Annotated in this window: 14 protein-coding genes; 7 read left to right on the forward strand and 7 right to left on the reverse strand. The window is 32.7% G+C overall.

Going from position 1 to position 18,956, the window contains the following annotated elements:
* Nucleotides 1–36 precede the first annotated feature (36 nt).
* Complete coding sequence (locus NFRAN_RS00755; RefSeq protein ID WP_172602011.1) at nucleotides 37–339, reverse strand: hypothetical protein; 303 nt, start codon at nucleotides 337–339, stop codon at nucleotides 37–39.
* 521 nt (nucleotides 340–860) lie between these two features.
* On the opposite strand from NFRAN_RS00755, the gene NFRAN_RS00760 reads away from it, so the two are divergent.
* Nucleotides 861–1,466, forward strand: coding sequence for a hypothetical protein (locus NFRAN_RS00760; protein WP_172602012.1), 606 nt, complete (start codon nucleotides 861–863; stop codon nucleotides 1,464–1,466).
* Nucleotides 1,467–1,940: 474 nt separating this feature from the next.
* On the opposite strand, the gene NFRAN_RS00765 is transcribed toward NFRAN_RS00760, so the two are convergent.
* The 3 genes from NFRAN_RS00765 to NFRAN_RS00775 all read right to left on the reverse strand — a co-directional run bounded on the left by NFRAN_RS00765 (nucleotide 1,941) and on the right by NFRAN_RS00775 (nucleotide 5,935).
* A complete protein-coding gene (locus NFRAN_RS00765; RefSeq protein WP_134482630.1) occupies nucleotides 1,941–3,293 on the reverse strand; it encodes a PQQ-dependent sugar dehydrogenase in 1,353 nt (450 codons plus the stop codon).
* A 287-nt stretch (nucleotides 3,294–3,580) separates the two neighbouring features.
* Entirely contained in the window at nucleotides 3,581–4,540 is a 960-nt protein-coding gene (locus tag NFRAN_RS00770; protein WP_134482631.1) for a glycosyltransferase family 2 protein, read from the reverse strand.
* A gap of 432 nt (nucleotides 4,541–4,972) precedes the next feature.
* Complete coding sequence (locus NFRAN_RS00775; RefSeq protein ID WP_134482632.1) at nucleotides 4,973–5,935, reverse strand: dTDP-glucose 4,6-dehydratase; 963 nt, start codon at nucleotides 5,933–5,935, stop codon at nucleotides 4,973–4,975.
* Nucleotides 5,936–6,746: 811 nt separating this feature from the next.
* On the opposite strand from NFRAN_RS00775, the gene NFRAN_RS00780 reads away from it, so the two are divergent.
* Nucleotides 6,747–8,198, forward strand: a complete 1,452-nt coding sequence (locus NFRAN_RS00780; RefSeq protein ID WP_134482633.1) for an oligosaccharide flippase family protein — start codon at nucleotides 6,747–6,749, stop codon at nucleotides 8,196–8,198.
* A gap of 249 nt (nucleotides 8,199–8,447) precedes the next feature.
* Here the strand turns inward: NFRAN_RS00780 and NFRAN_RS00785 are convergent, their stop codons facing one another.
* On the reverse strand, nucleotides 8,448–9,644 hold the full coding sequence (locus NFRAN_RS00785) for a hypothetical protein (RefSeq protein ID WP_134482634.1): 1,197 nt from the start codon (nucleotides 9,642–9,644) through the stop codon (nucleotides 8,448–8,450).
* A gap of 729 nt (nucleotides 9,645–10,373) precedes the next feature.
* Here NFRAN_RS00785 and wecB point away from each other — a divergent pair.
* The gene (gene wecB / locus NFRAN_RS00790; RefSeq protein ID WP_134482635.1) at nucleotides 10,374–11,465 is read left to right on the forward strand and encodes a non-hydrolyzing UDP-N-acetylglucosamine 2-epimerase; all 1,092 of its coding nucleotides are present in this window, start codon (nucleotides 10,374–10,376) and stop codon (nucleotides 11,463–11,465) included.
* Between the two features lie 570 nt (nucleotides 11,466–12,035).
* Nucleotides 12,036–12,296, forward strand: coding sequence for a hypothetical protein (locus NFRAN_RS00795; protein ID WP_134482636.1), 261 nt, complete (start codon nucleotides 12,036–12,038; stop codon nucleotides 12,294–12,296).
* A gap of 305 nt (nucleotides 12,297–12,601) precedes the next feature.
* Here the strand turns inward: NFRAN_RS00795 and NFRAN_RS00800 are convergent, their stop codons facing one another.
* Nucleotides 12,602–13,012, reverse strand: coding sequence for a hypothetical protein (locus NFRAN_RS00800; protein WP_134482637.1), 411 nt, complete (start codon nucleotides 13,010–13,012; stop codon nucleotides 12,602–12,604).
* 97 nt (nucleotides 13,013–13,109) lie between these two features.
* On the opposite strand from NFRAN_RS00800, the gene NFRAN_RS00805 reads away from it, so the two are divergent.
* The 3 genes from NFRAN_RS00805 (at nucleotide 13,110) to NFRAN_RS00815 (ending at nucleotide 15,623) form a co-directional block, all read left to right on the forward strand.
* Nucleotides 13,110–13,904 (forward strand): SIMPL domain-containing protein, encoded by a 795-nt coding sequence (locus NFRAN_RS00805; RefSeq protein ID WP_134482638.1) that lies wholly within the window; start codon nucleotides 13,110–13,112, stop codon nucleotides 13,902–13,904.
* A 628-nt stretch (nucleotides 13,905–14,532) separates the two neighbouring features.
* Nucleotides 14,533–14,898, forward strand: a complete 366-nt coding sequence (locus NFRAN_RS00810; protein ID WP_134482639.1) for a Trm112 family protein — start codon at nucleotides 14,533–14,535, stop codon at nucleotides 14,896–14,898.
* 428 nt (nucleotides 14,899–15,326) lie between these two features.
* Nucleotides 15,327–15,623 carry a hypothetical protein gene (locus tag NFRAN_RS00815; RefSeq protein ID WP_134482640.1) on the forward strand — a complete coding sequence of 99 codons (297 nt, stop codon included), beginning with the start codon at nucleotides 15,327–15,329 and terminating at the stop codon, nucleotides 15,621–15,623.
* Nucleotides 15,624–15,988: 365 nt separating this feature from the next.
* On the opposite strand, the gene NFRAN_RS00820 is transcribed toward NFRAN_RS00815, so the two are convergent.
* Entirely contained in the window at nucleotides 15,989–18,175 is a 2,187-nt protein-coding gene (locus tag NFRAN_RS00820; RefSeq protein WP_134482641.1) for a sensor histidine kinase, read from the reverse strand.
* Nucleotides 18,176–18,956 lie beyond the last annotated feature (781 nt).

An 18,956-nucleotide genomic window follows, 5' to 3' on the forward strand; every position in this document is an offset into this window, starting at 1 on the left:
AAGTTGTAATTCAACTTGAATCAATGTCCCATCATTTTAAATCAGAAGTATTATTCTGAATTTTAATACCACTTTTGAGAATTGCAGAAAAACTGCATTATATGACAAAATAAGTACTGGTTTCATGAATATAAAATAGTCAACATAAACCATCTCTGGTTTCCTTCTTGCATTATTTGCAACGACATTTAGATTTACATAGAGTTCGTAACTTCTCATGGTAGATGGTATTTGAAATGAATCACATCTATGTGCCATGACTAAATTCCAGCATTCTAATTCATGCTTTCTTGTTATCAGATATTGAAATTTGTTTGTAATCATGATTCTAGATACCACCAACACACAATTCTTCATCTGTATTTTTCAACGTTAAAAAGTCATCACGGTTCGATTTTCTCTCTGGATTGCGAAAGGAACTGCAAAGTATAACATAACCTTAAGCAAATTGGGAAATACCGACTATTATGATACTAATCCAAAGACCTTCAAAACTCTACATTTATTTTTTTAACCTTGCAATTGATTGAGATAGTATTGAATTACAAAATAATTCGAAACGATGAGAAAAACGACTTGTGTCTTTATAAGTGCCTATATGGCTATTCTGTTGCTTCCCTAATCTTGGAAAAAAAATATAAATTTCTAACAATTACCAAAAGCATTCCTTTATCTTCTGACTCTAGAATGTGACTTGTAAGCAGAATAATTTTTCAAAAGTATGATTTTGGTAAACAATCTTTTAGAAGAATACTAATATAATAGAATTATAAATTAAATCTATGTGGTTACAAATAATAAAGATGTATTTTAGTTTGATATTTGTCATAGTTATATTATCTGTATTTGTACAATCAGCAGTGCCTTTTCAAATCGCTAATTCTCAATCACAAGGTAGTAACTATCCTATTCGAGATACAGAATTTGTCGAATACTATGATCCATATTCCATGATAAATATTTCTTATCCATCTTTTTGGCAAAAATCCAATGTATCTAATTCAGAAAGTATATCATTTGTATCACCCATAAAAACTATTGGTGTGATTGTTCAAAACGCACCTACACTTAATGCAACAATTGATGAGATAGCTATGAACACAATCAGTTTCATAAAGGAAAGTTTTTTGAATGCTACTATTCTTGATATTACTACATCATCTTCTGAAGATGGATCCACAATTCAGAGTCTAACATTTACCTTCGTGAATGGTAAAGATAAAGAAAAAGTATTACTTTTATCAAAAATTTTCGAAGATAGGACTTTCACCTTTTTGTATTATGCAGACGATATCTTGTTCGATCATTTTACTCCACTAACATCAGTTATGTTAGATTCATTTCAAATACCTTATTTTAGAGATGCATTTTCACCAAAGGATTTATACAATGTAGAATTATTATCTAGAGAAGATCTTCTTCCAACCACACAAACATCAAATACTACTAATACAAGTACGACTTGAGGTTATTCATAGATACAAACAGCGTTGCAAAGAACATGATTTATTATCAATAAAATCGAGTTGGGTTTATTGATTTTCTAATATATTATATAATAGTCTCTGACAGAGGCTATATAGATAAATTTAGGCGTGACTATAGCGGATATACCAATAAAGAATTCTTTTTTGAATGAATTTAAGAATCAACAAGTCTTACATCTTAACCAATCAAACCTTGAATTATTGTTTCGCAGCTAAAGCATTCTATTCCTCTTTGATTAATATGTTAATGAAAGCGTATTCAACGGTGTCTTGGACAATCAAATACGAAAATGACATTGGTCTTGTAGTCAGATGTTAACCCCTACCTCCATTTTATGATTAGATACATTACTGATTTGAGTTTATAGATAGCTTAAATTCAAGGTAACATTTGAAAGTTCTTTCTCTGTACTGACAATTGGATTGAGACCAACGTTGCAATAATTGTGTGGATTAGGCAGGTAAAACTCTGTAAATAATCCCATTATATGTAAGTATATACAAGTAACCATCTTCAGGCCCTGTTTCAAGATCGGTAATATGAATGAATCCATCACCAAAAACTATTGAAGATTGTTCCTCTTCAGTGTCTACGACCCGATCAGGAATGTTTGGTAGTGCTAATGCAGTTCTGTTGGGGGTTAACTCAAAGTAATAAAGATTCCCTTTATTGTAGTCTCCTGCAAATAAATTATTAGAATACCTCTCACCTAGTGTAGAAGAATTCAAGAATTCTAAGTCTGTTATTCCAATCGGACGAAACCATGAGAGGATAGGGTCAGAATAGTACGAGCCTTCAATTCTAAAAAGATCATCTTCAGTATTGGTCGAATTCGATATAGGGCCAGTTACAGATTTCCAGCCTCCATTAAACCCCGGCTTTACTAGGTTTATCTCATCATATTTAGCTTCCCCATTCTCTGAGGTCCACACATTCCCGGTGATTGGATCATAAGTAATTCCGAAGGAATTTCTTATTCCATATGCATAATACTTACTTAGCGGGTTAGACGGATCTGTGGAAAATGGGTTGCCGGTAGTCGGGATTGATCCATCACTTGCATTTACTCTATAGATTATACTAGTATCATCAGGTGGTGGACCGTCTTTAAAATTTTGAAGTTGTCCTTTATGGGTTAATAAATCTCCAATCATACCATACAGGAGATTATCTGGTCCTATCATCAATTTCCCTGCGTTATGATTTGGACCCGGTAGCGCTTGAAGGTCAACTATAAGGGTCGGGTTTTCAAGGGTCTTGGTGAAATTATTCCAATCATATTTATAAACTCTATTTCTTAGAGTATCGTTCAACTGTGTGCCGGTTTCTGAATATGATATTCCACTAATAACCGGTTCTGTGAAATATAATAAAACGCTAAGATTATTATTTTCTTGTCCTTGGTCGAAAGTAGAAATTTCCGATTTATTACCCTTTGTATTATCAAGGACTGCAATGCCTAGTAATCCCCTCTCAACGTGAGTACTATTAACCGGCACTTTAAGTATTGGTTGTTCTACAAGTTGTCCATTAGATACTAAACGCACTGTCCCTCCTCGCTCCAATACCAGCATATTTTCAGAATCAAGAAAAGCCATACTTGTTGCATTAACTAAACCTTCAGTATAAGGTTCAACAACCAAGTTTGGGTCATCAACCGATTGTGCATATATTGAAACTGGGAAGAAAACGAAAATAAGAGAAAACAGAAAAGCAAAAACTGAACAAATTAAAATGAACGAAGTTTCAACCTTATTTTTTCTTGACAAGAATCCTACTGCTCTGCTATGATTCCCTATTTTCATGACTCCTGTTATAGCGAATAAATCATATATAAGTTATTCATCCTAACTTCGGTAACATTCACAATTGATTTGAATTGATATTTTCTCAGTTCCCATGTACTATACTTATATGGATTTTTGGAATAAAACTTGGATCGACTCGAATTCTAAATACAGAATGTATAGCATTAATTAATAAAATTATCATGTTTAGTAACAAGAGAAACATAAATTCTTGATCACTATGAAGCCATTTGAGGCCATAACCCAACAATTTCGCGTCAAAAAGGTTAAAACTTTGTCGTTTATTACTTCATATAATTTATTCGTGTCCGTATTTTCTTAAGGGCGTAAAAAATAAAGGAAGCTAATATTAGTAACATACCAATAAAATTGAACCCTAGTCCCAACAGTGCTAAAGGTATACTAAAGTAGCGGGTCTCATTAAATATCATCATCAGATTGACTAAGGGTATGACCGAAAGCAGAATCAAAGCTATCCCCCCAAGGCCAAAAAAAAGCAATGGTCTTTTTTCAATTATGATTTTTAAAATTGTCGATACTATATGAGCTCCATGGGTAACCGGATTCTGTTTTGAGGTTTTTTCCAGACCCTTATATCTAATAGTAACAGGAACCTCCATTATATTTAATCCATTTTGTTCAGCTTGTGCAAGTTGCTCCATTTCTGCTCCATATCCTACCGACTCGTAGTCAGAAATTATATTAAGAATTGTTTTATTATATGCTCTAAATCCACTCTGTGTGTCTTTGACTTTAATCCTTGTCAAGGATTGATTAAGCATCCCAATCATAGAAAGCCCTACACCTCGGATTAGAGGAATTTCTCTTAGAGAAGTTGTATTATATCGAGAGCCAATTACTACATCAGCTATACCATCTTTGATAGGTTTTATTAAATGAGGTATGTCTTCTGGGTTATGTTGCCCATCTGCATCAATTGTTATTACTATATCTGGATTATATCTAACACACTCTTGAAATCCCCTCTTTAATGCAAATCCTTTGCCTCTGTTTTGCAGATTCCTAATTATCTTGGCCCCTGTAGATAAAGCCCTTTGATATGTTTCGTCTGCTGAACCATCATCTACAACTATGACGGCATTTACAAATTTCTTAACAGAATTTACAATATTGGTAATATTATTTTCCTCATTAAAAGCAGGAATAATTGCAATAACATTTTCAGAAGCTTGTTGTCTTGAATCGATACTCGAAACAGAATCAATATGGCCATTATGTGACATCTATTATAACTACTCCAAATACAAAATATAAAAAGTTTTACCATATTAACTAATCGTTTAAACAAATTTACAATTTTAAAATTTTGTTTCTATGATCAATCAGCAACGAAGTTTTGGAACAAAACACGTTAATTAAAAACTACATCAAACATATCTATACAGTATAATTTCTTAATCTTGACAAAATTTAACTAAAATTGAAGAGTAATGAGAAAATAACATATCCGATATACAGAAATATCCTGAAGGGACATGTTCATATAACACTAAGGACACCGATAATTAACTTGGTTTAAAATGCATACCGATTTAAATTCTTATTTTACAAATTTTACTTGCATAAAAATAATCCTTAAATGGATAATTAATTAGTATTTTTAGTTTTTCACTTGGATTTTTCGCCTTCATATTATTTAACCTTGCAGGATATTTTTAGTACAGCCATAGCTCTGATTTGTAGTTTTTGTACCAGTTTACCAGTAATTCAATACCTCTTTCAAATTTAACTGAGGGTTGAAAATTTAATGTATTCTTCGCTTTAGATATATCGGCAAATAGTCTTTGAACTTCTGTAGGTCTGGGATCGACATGAATGGGTTTTAAGCGGCTATCTGATCCAGCATATTTTAAAACTAGTTCTGCTATCTCATTCACAGAAAACTCAATACCACTCCCAAAATTAATACCATATTTTCCCGGATTATTCGGTGACTTTAAAGTTTTATCATATGCTTCTAACACATCTGCTATATACATATAATCTCGAGTCTGTTTACCATCACCGTATATGATAGGCGGTTTATTTTGTAATACTCTATTTATAAAAATCGCGATAACTCCGCCATAGCCAGAATCTTTTTGCCTAGGTCCAAAAAAATTAAAGCATCTAACTATATCTACTCCTAAATTGTATGTCTCGTTATAAGTATAACAAAGCCTATCTGCAGCAATCTTACTCACTCCATAGGGGTGTTCAGCTGCGAGAGGGTGTTCCTCGTTCATAGGTACGTATTTAGCTGAACCATAAATCTCACTAGTTGATGCAAATAAGATCTTGCCAATATCATGCATTCTAGCAAATTCCAATATCTTCATTGTCCCTCCCACATTGATATCAAATGTTTCCTCAGGATTAACAATTGACTTATCAACATGAATTTGCGCTGCCAAGTGAATTATTGCATCCAAATCGGTAGGCAATTTTCTATATAATTCGGGATTACGAACGTCATCATGGATGAATTTAAAATTTTTCCTATGTAAGAGTGTTCGAATATTGTTTAAATTTCCATTTAAAAGATTGTCTACTACAAATATCTTGTGTCCTTCGTTTACGTATTTTTCTGATAGGTGACTACCGAGGAACCCAGCACCTCCTGTTATTAGGATTCTCATTTCGTACCGATGATAGTTTGTATGCCATATTAAGAGTTATTCTTTATTTCATGAATAAGTCGCATAAATGAAAGTTATATAACTGTATAGTAGGATTGATGAATTCTACGTCTATTTTTGAAAAGAATAGAGCGGAAGTTAGATTTACCTAATGTAAATTTTAATCAATTACTTGTCCTCTGATTTAACTTAGACTATCTTACATCTTTGTACTACTTTCGCCATAATTTTTATTTTCAAAGTTATTCTCAATTGAGGAATATGAAAAATATTTTACAATTTTAAAATATCGAGACAATGATACTAAACTGATTCATAAAAACTGCACCCATATCACCTTTATTCAGTAGGTTACCTTTCATAAATACATGTTGATCAACCATTTCGGAAGGAATTTTGCTATGTTTAGTAATTTAGCTTACTCAATTACGATCTAGTGTCACTCCGCTAAATTAATTTAACATGATCCATTAGTTGTCTGACTGCAATTCCGAAGCAATTATAAAGTTACCTAGAAATAGCCTTTATTTTACTCCTTCAGCTTGTTATATTTTCCATTCAAGATAATATTGCTTTGGCAAAGAGGGTAGATAAGAAGAGGGAGAGCCTTGATTTAGTGTTGGATTTAGGAGATGTTCCTCTCTCTATATAATCACAACTGAAATTAGATATTTAATTGATTGATTGTCACATTATCACGAATTCATCAATCATAAAATACTAAAGGTTTTAATTCAGGGTACACAAAAATTTTAGCATAATAAATAGAAAAACTGTCGGAACGGGGGTTTTATATCTATACGCAGATGCGATGAATTCTATAGTATCCGGGTTCCTTTTTTGGTTGATTTTATCGAAAATCACTACCCCTGATGTGATAGGTATATCATCATCAATAATCTCGTTCGTTACAATATTTTCTATTGTTTCATTGGTAGGTATGCCTGGAGGAATTCAAAGATATTTAGTGAGGAGCATTAACGAAAGAAAAATAGACAATGTTAGAGGAAACATTAATTCATCCCTATTCATTTTATCCCTTGGAATTACGGGATCATGCGTACTCATATTTTTCATTAAGGACTGGATATTTTATTCATTTAGCTTAGATTTAGGCTTATCGATTATTCTATTTCTAACTATGGGATTCTTGTCGGCCGCATCCCTGCTAAATGCTATTATGGTCACGACAATGAATACAAGGATCATAGCAACGTCATCGATTATAGGCACAGTAATTAAATTATCCATTACTCTAATACTTGTTTTATCCGGAATTGAAGTTTATGGTATTCTGACAGGGTATCTACTTGCCCCATTAGTTTCAACTGTAATCTTGGCAATGACCATTAAGAGAAAAATCTTGAAGCGAGTTGACGACGTTGCTCATGCAGATATTAAAATCGAACGATTCAAATCATTACGTGATATTTTTGTTTCAGGCACATCATTTTGGATTCCCGGAGTTTGTAACATAATAGGTTCTCAATTAGGAACAGTCTTAGTATTATTGTCAGTGGGTGCTACGCAAGCAGGAATTTATTTTATATCTTATTCAATAGCAACTGCCATCATACTAATAAACTCAGTTTTATCTACAATTGCATATCCTGCGGTTAGTTCAATGGATGACGGTCGTAAAAGTGCTGTGTGGAGATTTATGAAGATATCTATGTTATTGACATTACCTTTGTCCATTTCAGCCATATTCTATTCTGGAGAAATATTAGGGTTATTCAATAATATTTATTCGGAAGGAAGTTCTTATTTGCAAATTTTACTTTTATCGATATTGCCTACTACAATTATGTCAGGTACATCAGTATTGACTTATGCATATGGGAATAATCGTCAGGTTTTGTCAATAGGACTCTTCACGAATATTCCTAGAATTTTGTTATATTTTGTCTTTGTACCACTTTTAGGCGGAATTGGGGCAGCGTTTATCTATCTACTCGGATCGGTCATAGGTTGTGTAGTATCTCTAGTCATAGGGAAGAAGATCGGTTTAAAAGTATTTTGGAAAAAAACTTCATTAATCATACTTATCCCCGTCATATTGCTGATTCTGTTTAAGTTTTCGGGTGTGCACTATATCTTATCAATAATGACAACGTTAGTCTTAACTTATATCTTATTCATAAGATTAAAGATAATCGATAAGGAAGATATAGATGACATAACGAAAATTCTACCCCCGAAGATATCTAATTTGATTAGTATGACATTTATGAGGATTTCCAAACAAGTAAGGAAACGATAAAATGACCAATTGTTTATTCAAAATGGATTTATAGGATTCTCATTACCATACAAGAAGTCTATACGGTTTTTGATAGAAAAACCTTTGATATCAAATGATTGTGCATAATTTGTTCATCCTGAACTTAAGTTTTACAATAGTGTTTGTCTATTCTACACGGCAAAAGAAATATAGTTAATAGTTAATATCTGACTTTTTCGGTCAAAATTTTGATGGTAAATGAACAAATTTGGATTATGTGTTCATTACCTAATTGTCTAATGTTGTTTGACTTGCATCCATCCAAATTGGTTCTATCATGGATATCTCACTAATGCTAATCACAATGCCGCTAGTCTCTGGAAAATCGATTTCATCAGTAGAATTATTTGCAATTGCTATATCGGTGATTGGATCAATATTAGAAGAATTGATATCGGCGTGATACAAGCACATTTCATCTGGTATAGAAAGTTCATTGACAAATTCTAGGTCGATCGGAGCTAATGTAGGGGCTTGCCCAGCTAACAATATTGCTTCAGGCATGTTGTCTTCGCCGCAGGGTAATTTTGCTGCAACATGTCCGCTCTCTATCCGATATGGAGTCGTATCGTATAAGTGTAAATATTCATTTTCTGGCAAACTATTACCTTCTAGAAGTATGGCCTGACTATCACTTGTGGTGAATGGTCCTGGATTTGTATTTCTCTGTGAATTATTAGAATTTACTGACTGATCAGTAATTTCAGTTTCAAAATCAAAAAAGGTTATATTATTGATTCTACCATAACTCACACCAACATCTCCAAAATTGGTTTGATTGTCGCTGTTATTCTGCGTAAGGTATTTTGTATCATTTACCAAAAGATCCAATGATGATCCTTGTTTTACCATAGTTAAGTTGTATGTTGTACCAGGAGACCATGTCAGATTGGTTGGGACTCCAGGCCAAAATGGCTCTGCACTTTCAATACCGTTCCTCATAGTAAAACCAATAGCATAAACCGCATTATCATGGATATTAATACCTACAAGTTTAAAGTTATCTGGATTCAAATAAGAATAAACAATAGAAGCATAGTTATATGTTGAAGAATTCAGATTATTTACTTTAAACGAGGTCGAAATTTTAACAAAGTTATCGCCAGATTCTGGATATAATATGATCCTGTTAAGTCCACTATTTTCTGGTAACCCCCCTTGTATAGTGAAAGCTCTGTTTATCCAATTACCAGAAACAACATCCCAACTATCTATGTCGTCAATCCCCATACCCGTGGTATTCGTATTACTAAAACCCGATGAGGAACCTATTGACATAACACCATTATTACCAATATTTGTGTCAGATGAGTTAAGTTGTGCATCTATTGGATTAGACATGCTGGTACTAGATGTGACGATTAAAATACCTAAAATCAATAACAAAGAGAACTCCTTGATCATATTTTCATTATGCAAACTCATGAATAAAAAGATATTGTATTTTGAAATAATTAAAATAGTAACATATGTAGACTTTACAAATAGAATGAAAATCGATATTAACTTTTCCAGATTCTTGGAATGTTTTGATTGACTAGATTCAAATAAATATTTAATATTTTAATATTGATTAAGAATTGTAATTAAACTATTAATTCAAAAAATGTTCAAATGCGAGAACATGGTACATTTGATTATGATATCTGATAAACATTTGTGATAACATGTATGTCATAGAGACATATAGAGTAGTATTGATTCTTCATTCAATTTCCTGAGAATCATTTTGAAATGCTAGTATTACCTGCTTGTTGGTTTCTCCTTTAAACTGCCGTTGACTAACTATTTGATATTGGTTTATGCTATAACCCTTGATATGAAAGAGACTATTAAGTCTAGCATTCTATATTTATGTCACGGTATCTTAATGACATCTAGCTCACCGTTGTCATCATGCCGTAAGCATTAATTCTTATTCTAATGGAATTTTTCATCTATTAGCATCCTTGTCAAAAATGCTTCAATTAGTAATGTAATTGTTATTTTCGTAGTATACTTCATATTACCTTTTTTGCATCTATTTAATGAAATCCATTTGTAATTAGACCCTTAACAGATGGCAGACATAATCAATATTTTTATCTGGTCGAGGGGTTAATTATGGTAATAATAAATAGAACTTTATTGAATTTGGTTATTTGAGACACGTAATTGGGACGACATTCAAAGATTGTTTCTATTGTTGGTGCAAGACCAAATTTCGTAAAATTGAAACCAATACACGATATTCTTAAAGATGAACTATCACATGAAATCATTCATACAGGACAGCATTATGATTATAGACTATCAGATATTTTTTTTAAAGAATTTGACTTGCCAGAACCTGATTACAATTTAGATATAGGATCAGGTTCCCCTGGATATCAAGTTGGAGAAATGATACAGAAAATTGAAAGAATTTTGATTAAAAATGACTATGATCTTGCATTAGTTTATGGCGATACTAATTCAACCTTTGCTGGGGCCTTTGCTGCAGTAAATTCCAAGATCAAAGTGGCACATGTTGAAGCCGGTTTGAGAAGCTTTGATAGACGCATGCCAGAAGAAATCAACAGAATTTTGACAGACAATTTAAGCGATTTTTTGTTTGCCCCTACAAATACGGCCACTCGTAATTTACATAATGAGAGAATACTCGGAAAGATATATGAGACAGGGGATTTATCGGTTGAGTTAATTTCAATAGCAAAAGAATTAGCTACAAAATCTCACATAACAAGAGATTTGAATCTGGATCATAAGAAGTATATCGTTTTTACGATGCATAGAGCTGAGAACACTGTATTTGATGAAAGTTTCCTCTCGATAATAAAAGCCTTTAAATCACTCTCAGATATCAGAATTGTATTCCCTCTGCATCCTCGCACAAAAAAAACATTAGAGCAGAAGAATTTGTATCACCAATTAGAGAATTGTAAAAATGTATTAATCATTCCTCCTACAGGTTACATCGATTTTATTAGTTTAGTCCAAAATGCAAGTAAAATCATAACTGATTCTGGTGGTTTACAAAAGGAAGCTTATCTGTTGTCCGTCCCTTGCATAACAATCAGGCGAAATACTGAATGGGTGGAAACAGTGGAAACGGGTTGGAATGTGTTAACCGATACTAATGCTGAAAAAATTATAGATCACGTTAAAGGATGGAATCCATCTAAGAAGAACCATAGTAAAATTTTAGGAAATGGTGATACGGCCAAAGTTATTAAAAATATTATTCTAAATGAGATACTTGCTTAAACTCGATCCCTTCTAAGATAAAGCCGCATTGTGAAATTTTGAACGGCATAACAATTCACATGCTAAACATTTCGTCAAAGTCGAAATTCACTAAAATCGTTGATGGATTGATCCCACTGTAAAATAGCAAGATTTAATTTTAGTAAATGCTGTTTGGATTAATGATTATTTTGATTAAATAGCACTAAATAATTTGATGATACTTTGGTGAAGTGACTCATTCCATCCCTTCAAGAACTGTCTGGTTTGGGGCAGACTATTAAAAGTTTTTTTAAGATTTAAACATTTGGATATGTAGATTGTTAAAGATTTCGACAACGATCCTCACTAAAGTGAATTTGAGATGGTAAATAAAAAATGAAACATTACAATAAATTAAATACATCTATAGCCACATGCACTATTAATTGGGTCGTCACCCTTTATAGATCACAGGTCAACAACATGATGAATACTAAAATTTTATGTTTAAAAATTCCAGTATTAACTTCTTCAATAATTTAAGCTAGTAAGATTATTTCAGAATCGAATTAAACAATCCAATTATATAATATTGAGATTAAAGAATCAATGAATAAAAGAATTCAACTATCAATCATGTCAATCTTTGTTGCAGCAGCATTACTAGGTTCAGTGGTAGCATATGGAGACAACTATGCATACGCAGGTGGAAAAAAGAAAATCAATGATTCCCTACAGTTAATAGAACAACTTTCTGCTACTAGTCAATCTTCATCTTGTGGTTCTGATGATGATACAGTTGCCTCATGTAACAACTTGGCCTTTACCGCTAACTTAAACGACGGTAACAACGCAGCAGCTCAACAATAAGCTATTTAACTTTATTTTTTATTCTAAACTAAAGTTGTCCATACATTATCTTTGAAATATATTGTCATCTAACGCTAAAATTTTGAAGAAATATTAATATATATTATCAAGTGGATTCTCTAGAAAATCTGTTACTATTTATTTGTTTAAAAAGGATTTACCATATATTATGTTAAAATTAATACTGGTACCACATACTGAAAGTTAAAACGGAAATAACTCGTCATGTTTTCGTCTCTTTTATCGGATCATTCGCCTTATTCGTCAAGAAAAATAAAGATAATTAATAAGTTAAATTGAAATGTTTATCTCCTTAGCCGATGCCAGCTTTTCCCGTAATATTTTCTAACATGAGGTTTATACAGATACCAGATTATTACAGCATTGTATATTACCCCCAAAACAGAAATGAATTGACCATTTGCCACGTTCATCAAATATCCTGCAGCACCAAATCCTGACAAGACTAACAGCAAAGTCCATGACCAAGATTTACCTCTGTACAATCCATACGCAGTAAACAATGAAGTAAACCCTAAAATCATCAAAAAGGCAGGACCCATTAAATAGGTAGAACCCAAAGGCAACAACAAATTAAGAGCATAAATCCCCATAATCACAAGCAGTACTCCGCTAATGACTGTAACAATCGATACTATCAGAATCCCTTTCGGAGGTTTGGACCAATCTATAGTTTTCACTCTTTGTTCTAGCAAATGTTAATCATGCCTTTTAAATAAATGATTTGAATAAAAATGCCTCATTAAATTAGAAACAACAAATCTTAAATAATCTTGATAGTACGCGAAATCTATGTTTTCAATTAGAATATTAGTTATTATGATTGCTTTGGCAAGTTCTTTTTTAATTGCTATACAGTTGATATCTAATACTAGCACACCATGGGCTGTTGCACAGAACTTTGTAATTTCAGAAGAAAAACCAACAATTTCTATTGTTGGTTATGCAGAAAAGGAAATTCCTTCTGATGAGACAAGGATTTCTCTATCTGTGGAGAACACAAATACAAACGCAAATACAGCTAGAAAAAATAACGCTGATAAAATGAATGCGATCTTAGATGTCTTAAAGCAAGCTGGCCTCACGGATGACAACATTACTACATCTAATTTCCAAATTACACCAAATTATGATTATGAAACTAGTAATTATGATAGAATTATTTCCTATACTGCGATAAACAAAATAGAATTAAAGACTTCAGCTAACTCCAATATATCCAATTTCATTGATTTAGCCATCAATAACGGCGCTAATAGAGTAGAAAATATAGACTTTGTAATTTCAAAGCAGACTTTAGAAAATAATAATATGGTGCTTCTTAAAGAGGCATTTAGAAATGCTAAACAAAAAGCCGAGATTCTTGCAACAGAAGGCAACTTTACTATTGCAGGAGTAAAAAAAATTGATACCAGTACTGGAGGAGGATATTTCCCTCCATCACCATTTTTGTACGAAAGTTATGCTGGTAGTGATGCCAGGGAAAGTGTTCCAGGCCCATCTACACAAATTATTCCACAAAAGAACATTGTGTCCGTTTCTTTACCTGTTATTTTTTACATTGGCGAGGGCAATAGTAATGGTTGAAGGTAACACACCACATAACTACTACTATTTTATAAATATGGTATATTTTCTTAAAGTTGTTAATTTGCAGATTGTCTAAAATAGGATAACAATCATTCAATTTATCCAGTGGTTAAAGTCCAGGTTAAACATTTGGCTTGACGTTCATACCAAACAACAAAGAATTGTAAATGTACTAAAGCCATCTCATTTGTAGCAAGTCAATCAAGGTTCTACAAAATAATTGAGACTAGTTAAGGTCTATTCCACATTCAACACTAACATTTTATCACTTGTAGCGATTCTTATAATACAACTAGAGATTGACTCAACTTTTGATTTCATGTTAAGTGAAGAATAATGTATTTCTCTTTCCTGACATCAAGTCCGTTTTTTTTTGAAAATTCATGCAGTATAGGACCAATATGATCAAAGTTTAAATCTTCTTTTTTTGATAGAGATATTTGCCCAAAATTCCTATCTGCACTTCCTTCACGGCATATGAAGCGATCGATAAGGCATTTCTTTTTGTGCCATGAGTATATGCTGATATAAGATACATATTCACTTTAACTAATGTAGGTATTGGACGAATTGGTTTATTTTATTTCTAATAAGAGATAAATCCTTTGTCATAGAGCACTATTATATGAATAAGAAACTGCTGGATATCTTAGTTTGCCCTTTCGATAAGATTACCGCCTTAGACCTCCTTGAATTTGAAACAGAGTCTAAATCCCAAGACAGATTTGAGAGCAGTAATTTAGACATCATACAGGATGAAGAAGCCAAGGAATCGCAGACGCAAACAAGAGAAAGTGTCGATAGTACTATTATAAAAGAAGGAATGTTACTTTGTAAAACATGTAATAGGTTTTATCCCATCACCGAAGAGATCCCTATCATATTGCCTGATGAATTGAGAGACAAAAAAAAGGATTTAGAGTTTTTAAAAAAATGGAAAGATGCAGTCCCAAGTGATCTTCTGTCCAAATTGAAACCTTGGAGTGTTTAGCAATTTGGTATTATGCTAGCGACTGATACTCGATTGAATCAAATTCAATTGACGTTTTCGCCATTTTCTAACATACTCCTCGTTTGAATCTTGTTATATCTTACTAAATCGAAAATATCCGTTGTGGTCAAGGTATTGTTGATTGCCAAAAGTTCTTTCAATTAATAGTGTATCTAACAATCTATTTTCCAATCAAATTTCCCAATAGTTTTTCCAAGAGATATCATGACATTATGTGTTATCATATTATAAAGAATTTGAATCCATGAATTCCCATTATGATAAAAAATATAGAAGATTCATTTAAAAGAAAAAAAACCACTGCGGTTTGGTGAAATTTTTGTCTAACAATCCAAATCAAATACCAATAAGAATCATCAGAGAAAATTGGAATCAATTTTTTTATACTAAAACGTTCTCTATCTATTATGAAAACAGAGGTCAAAAAAAGCATAGGGGTATTGAACCTCAGCATACTTTTGTTGATTATAACTATTTATTCAACAAGTATATCAGGAGTAGCATTTGGACAGAATGATTCAATACCATTTGAAATTGGAGACATTTCTGACTCTATTGTAAATCCTGCTGACAATCCTTCAAACAATAATAATTCAAATTCGACAGATTATGGACAGAATGACGAAATCATTAACTGCGACATGCCACCCTGTCCACCAGGACAAGTATGCATTCAAAGCTGTCCCGAAGTCAACATTCAATAATATTAAAAAATCATTCTTGTTGGTGAATCCAAAAGCATCCAAAATTTCTTAAAAATCTTTTCTTGCAGTTATAACAACAGTATATTCCCTCCCTATTTGATTACACATGTCATTATTTTTGTAACAGTAGATGTATAAGTTACTAATATAGTTACGACAAAATTTGTTTAATCACGATTCAGGATCATCAGAGCACACTCATACAATTTTTGGATTTAATTTACTACAAACGAAGTAATCGAACATAAGGTTCATCTTTCTGAAAAAACTATCAATATACTTTGAATGACCAAAACTTCTCTCAAGTTATCTTATAGTCCAACAAAAGGATAAGATGAAAGCAATTGGATACAAAAAAAAATAATCTAAGAACGTAACGGTAGTCTAAAGGAGAATGTTGCACCCTTTTCATTTGAAGGGTTATTTTTAGCCCAAATACCACCATGATGCATGTGCATAATTTTCCTGCAGTTATATAATCCAAGTCCTGAACCATAAAAGGACTTTGAAGCAAACTTTGTGAAAAGTCTGTGCAATATCTCCGGATGTATTCCCTCCCCATTATCTCTAATATGAACAATTACATCCTTTCCACTTTGTGAAACTGTTATTGTTATCAATCCTTTCTGTTTTAAAGGTATAAAACTAATGGCGTTTTCAAGTATATTGGTTATGACCATTGACATATGTAGTTTGTTTGCATTTACCATACACACCTTATCAAAACCTTTGCATTCAAAATGAATTTCTTTTGAGTGTGGCACGTTTGACCTATTTATATTGGCAAACCGCTCTTTATAGAGATCAACTATTTCTTTGAGAAGCGAGGATAAATCAAATGTCTCCCTCGGAATCTTAGAAAAATATCCTTCGAGTTTGGTTGCAGTCAACACATTTTCGACAAACCTATGTAACCTATTACCGTTCTCATTAATAGTAACTAATATATCCTTTGTCTCTTTTTCTTTGGTACGGGACTTTAATATTTCCGTCAGCCCAAGGATGGACTGAAGAGGAGTCCTAAGTTCATGAGCTACTATATCTATAAATTCTCTTTGCATTCTGTCATGAGTCTTTAGTCGTTCTATAGATTTTTCAATAAGATCATACATTTTGGAATAATTCCACAGGCTTTCAAACATTGTCGCATATGACTTTGATATTTGAGTGCTATTTGAATATGAGGCCATGCCTATATGGGATAGTATATTGTCCGAATCCGTTTCTTTGGGCTCTATTACAATAGATTTACATTTGTCGACTATGATCATTCCCATTTGGGGTCTAATATTTTCACTAAATACCGATCTCAATGTCAAATTATTCATTTCATTAATAGTAAATTCACTAGTCTTGTCAGCACTATTCATATCTTCAGAATTCTTTCTTCTCAAAGACAGGCGGTACTTGCCTTTCTCTATTGTTATAATACCATTAGAATCTTGGGACTTGATTTTATCTGTCACAAGTATCTTGACAGATATCTTCTTACCTCCTGAGGACTTTACTATATGATCAAACATTCCCATATCAATCTGCCTGAGTAAGGCTTCATAGGAAGGAATTATTCCCAAGACTTCATTATTTGCTTTTGCAATCAATCCCCTTATCAAACTAATCGTCCTGCCAGAGTTTTCAATTGTTTCTATGAATGGTATCTCTTCGTCTTTTTCAAGTAAATTGATTATCTCGTCTGCAGGTTTGCTATCATTCCACAAGCGTTCAAAGATCAGCTTAAAACGCTCCACATAATGAGGATCATTACTATATAATAGACTTTCAGCCAATTCTTCCATTTCCATTCGTTCAATAGTAGCCATCATATCCCTATTAGTAACCGCAAAATATATTGATGGTTCCTGCATTAAATATCGTACTTCAATGCCTAAATCAATATACTTTTTTACCAACTCGACGTTATCTTTGGAAGCTTCAATCAACACCCTTATTGCACATTTCTCTCTCCGAATCCTTTCTCCTTCTTCTTCTTCTTCTTCTTTTGTCATAAATTTAAAATAGTTATATCCCATTGACAGACCTTCTGCCGAGGAAACCATGTCAATTTCTTTTGCATTAAACAAAATATCTCCTAACTTTTGCTCATTTAATGAGCCTTCGGATCTGCTCAAAATCTTGGTTATGTATTCAGTCGTCTTTCCTTCTTCAATCTCCTTTATCCTTTTTACTGCAGGAACAGCATTTTTCCAGAGGGTTTCAAAAATGTATTGACCTTGCGCCACCACTTCATCTGCGTTGCTATAAATTACCTCTGTTAACGGTTTGGCTTCCTGTAAGATTGTCGTAGCCATGTATTCTGATTCATTTAAGGCAATACCTCCTTTCATTCCATCCAAGTGACGCAATTCAGTGACCATTTGAAAAAGTTCTTTACAGTCTTCAATATTATCAGCTGTAATTTCAGTAATACACCTAATCGTACCTCCCCTATTGAGGATGTCAGAGTAACCATGACGGTATTCCGGAATTTTTACCACGATAGAGGGAGCGTTGCTGTCGAACGTAATATCCATTCTTGACTTTGTATTACGCATAAATTCAACACCTTTTTCTACGGCGTTTTTTGAGCCGTATATGATTTCTGATTTTTTTGCAGTATTTTGTTGGCTATCGCTTAATTTTATTCAAAAGATAGATACAAACTCATAGATAAGAAGTTTGTCATCCGTATGCAAGTTATTACAATAATCCTTTTAACCTTCTGACAATCAATACGGTTAATTTTAACTCGTTACTACCGATTTTAGTATCATAATTTTTTATGAAATTTAACAGTAGTTTCTTAGTTGTATTAGAGGCTAAAGTCAAATTTAAATAACGTGATGAACTGCGCATACGCATGTTATAGATTTTGATGATTAATTGTTGTCTATAAACAGTCAAATCAACCTACTAACGAAAACCAAACGAGGGTTTATGCAATAAGAGGACCGTATTCGGATTCTTAGTCGTTGTGTGACTTTTTTTATCAATCTTTAGTAGAGGATTTAAATGGATTCAAATATCATAATTTATGATGGTTACAACTTTGAATCTTTCTAAATAATATTGAATATTAGAACTTGTTTTAAATTTATTATATTGGATTATCTGATACCATGTTGTTTGTTCAATTTTGGCCTAAAGAATCTGTTACCACATGTATTGAGAGGAAATACAATAATAAAACAAAAAAAAATGACTCTGGAAATATTCCACCACTACTGCTACTTCAGTTGATATTGCCACTTCCCTTCTAAAATATTGAAGGCTAAAGTGGATGCTTTCTCTCATACAGATTGTTGTTGGGTTATCTTAGAAGGCAATTAGGAAACT

This window comes from Candidatus Nitrosocosmicus franklandus, from assembly GCF_900696045.1.
In the GTDB taxonomy this organism is placed as follows: Archaea; Thermoproteota; Nitrososphaeria; order Nitrososphaerales; family Nitrososphaeraceae; genus Nitrosocosmicus; species Nitrosocosmicus franklandus_A.

What these genes read in the sequence shown, in the direction of transcription:
- NFRAN_RS00765 (WP_134482630.1), bottom strand. Translation starts at nt 3,293, where the DNA reads ATGAAAATAGGGAATCATAGCAGAGCAGTAGGATTCTTGTCAAGAAAA.
- NFRAN_RS00770 (WP_134482631.1), bottom strand. Translation starts at nt 4,540, where the DNA reads ATGTCACATAATGGCCATATTGATTCTGTTTCGAGTATCGATTCAAGA.
- NFRAN_RS00775 (WP_134482632.1), bottom strand. Translation starts at nt 5,935, where the DNA reads ATGAGAATCCTAATAACAGGAGGTGCTGGGTTCCTCGGTAGTCACCTA.
- NFRAN_RS00780 (WP_134482633.1), top strand. Translation starts at nt 6,747, where the DNA reads ATGAATTCTATAGTATCCGGGTTCCTTTTTTGGTTGATTTTATCGAAA.
- NFRAN_RS00785 (WP_134482634.1), bottom strand. Translation starts at nt 9,644, where the DNA reads ATGAGTTTGCATAATGAAAATATGATCAAGGAGTTCTCTTTGTTATTG.
- NFRAN_RS00795 (WP_134482636.1), top strand. Translation starts at nt 12,036, where the DNA reads ATGAATAAAAGAATTCAACTATCAATCATGTCAATCTTTGTTGCAGCA.
- NFRAN_RS00805 (WP_134482638.1), top strand. Translation starts at nt 13,110, where the DNA reads ATGTTTTCAATTAGAATATTAGTTATTATGATTGCTTTGGCAAGTTCT.
- NFRAN_RS00810 (WP_134482639.1), top strand. Translation starts at nt 14,533, where the DNA reads ATGAATAAGAAACTGCTGGATATCTTAGTTTGCCCTTTCGATAAGATT.
- NFRAN_RS00815 (WP_134482640.1), top strand. Translation starts at nt 15,327, where the DNA reads ATGAAAACAGAGGTCAAAAAAAGCATAGGGGTATTGAACCTCAGCATA.
- NFRAN_RS00820 (WP_134482641.1), bottom strand. Translation starts at nt 18,175, where the DNA reads ATGCGTAATACAAAGTCAAGAATGGATATTACGTTCGACAGCAACGCT.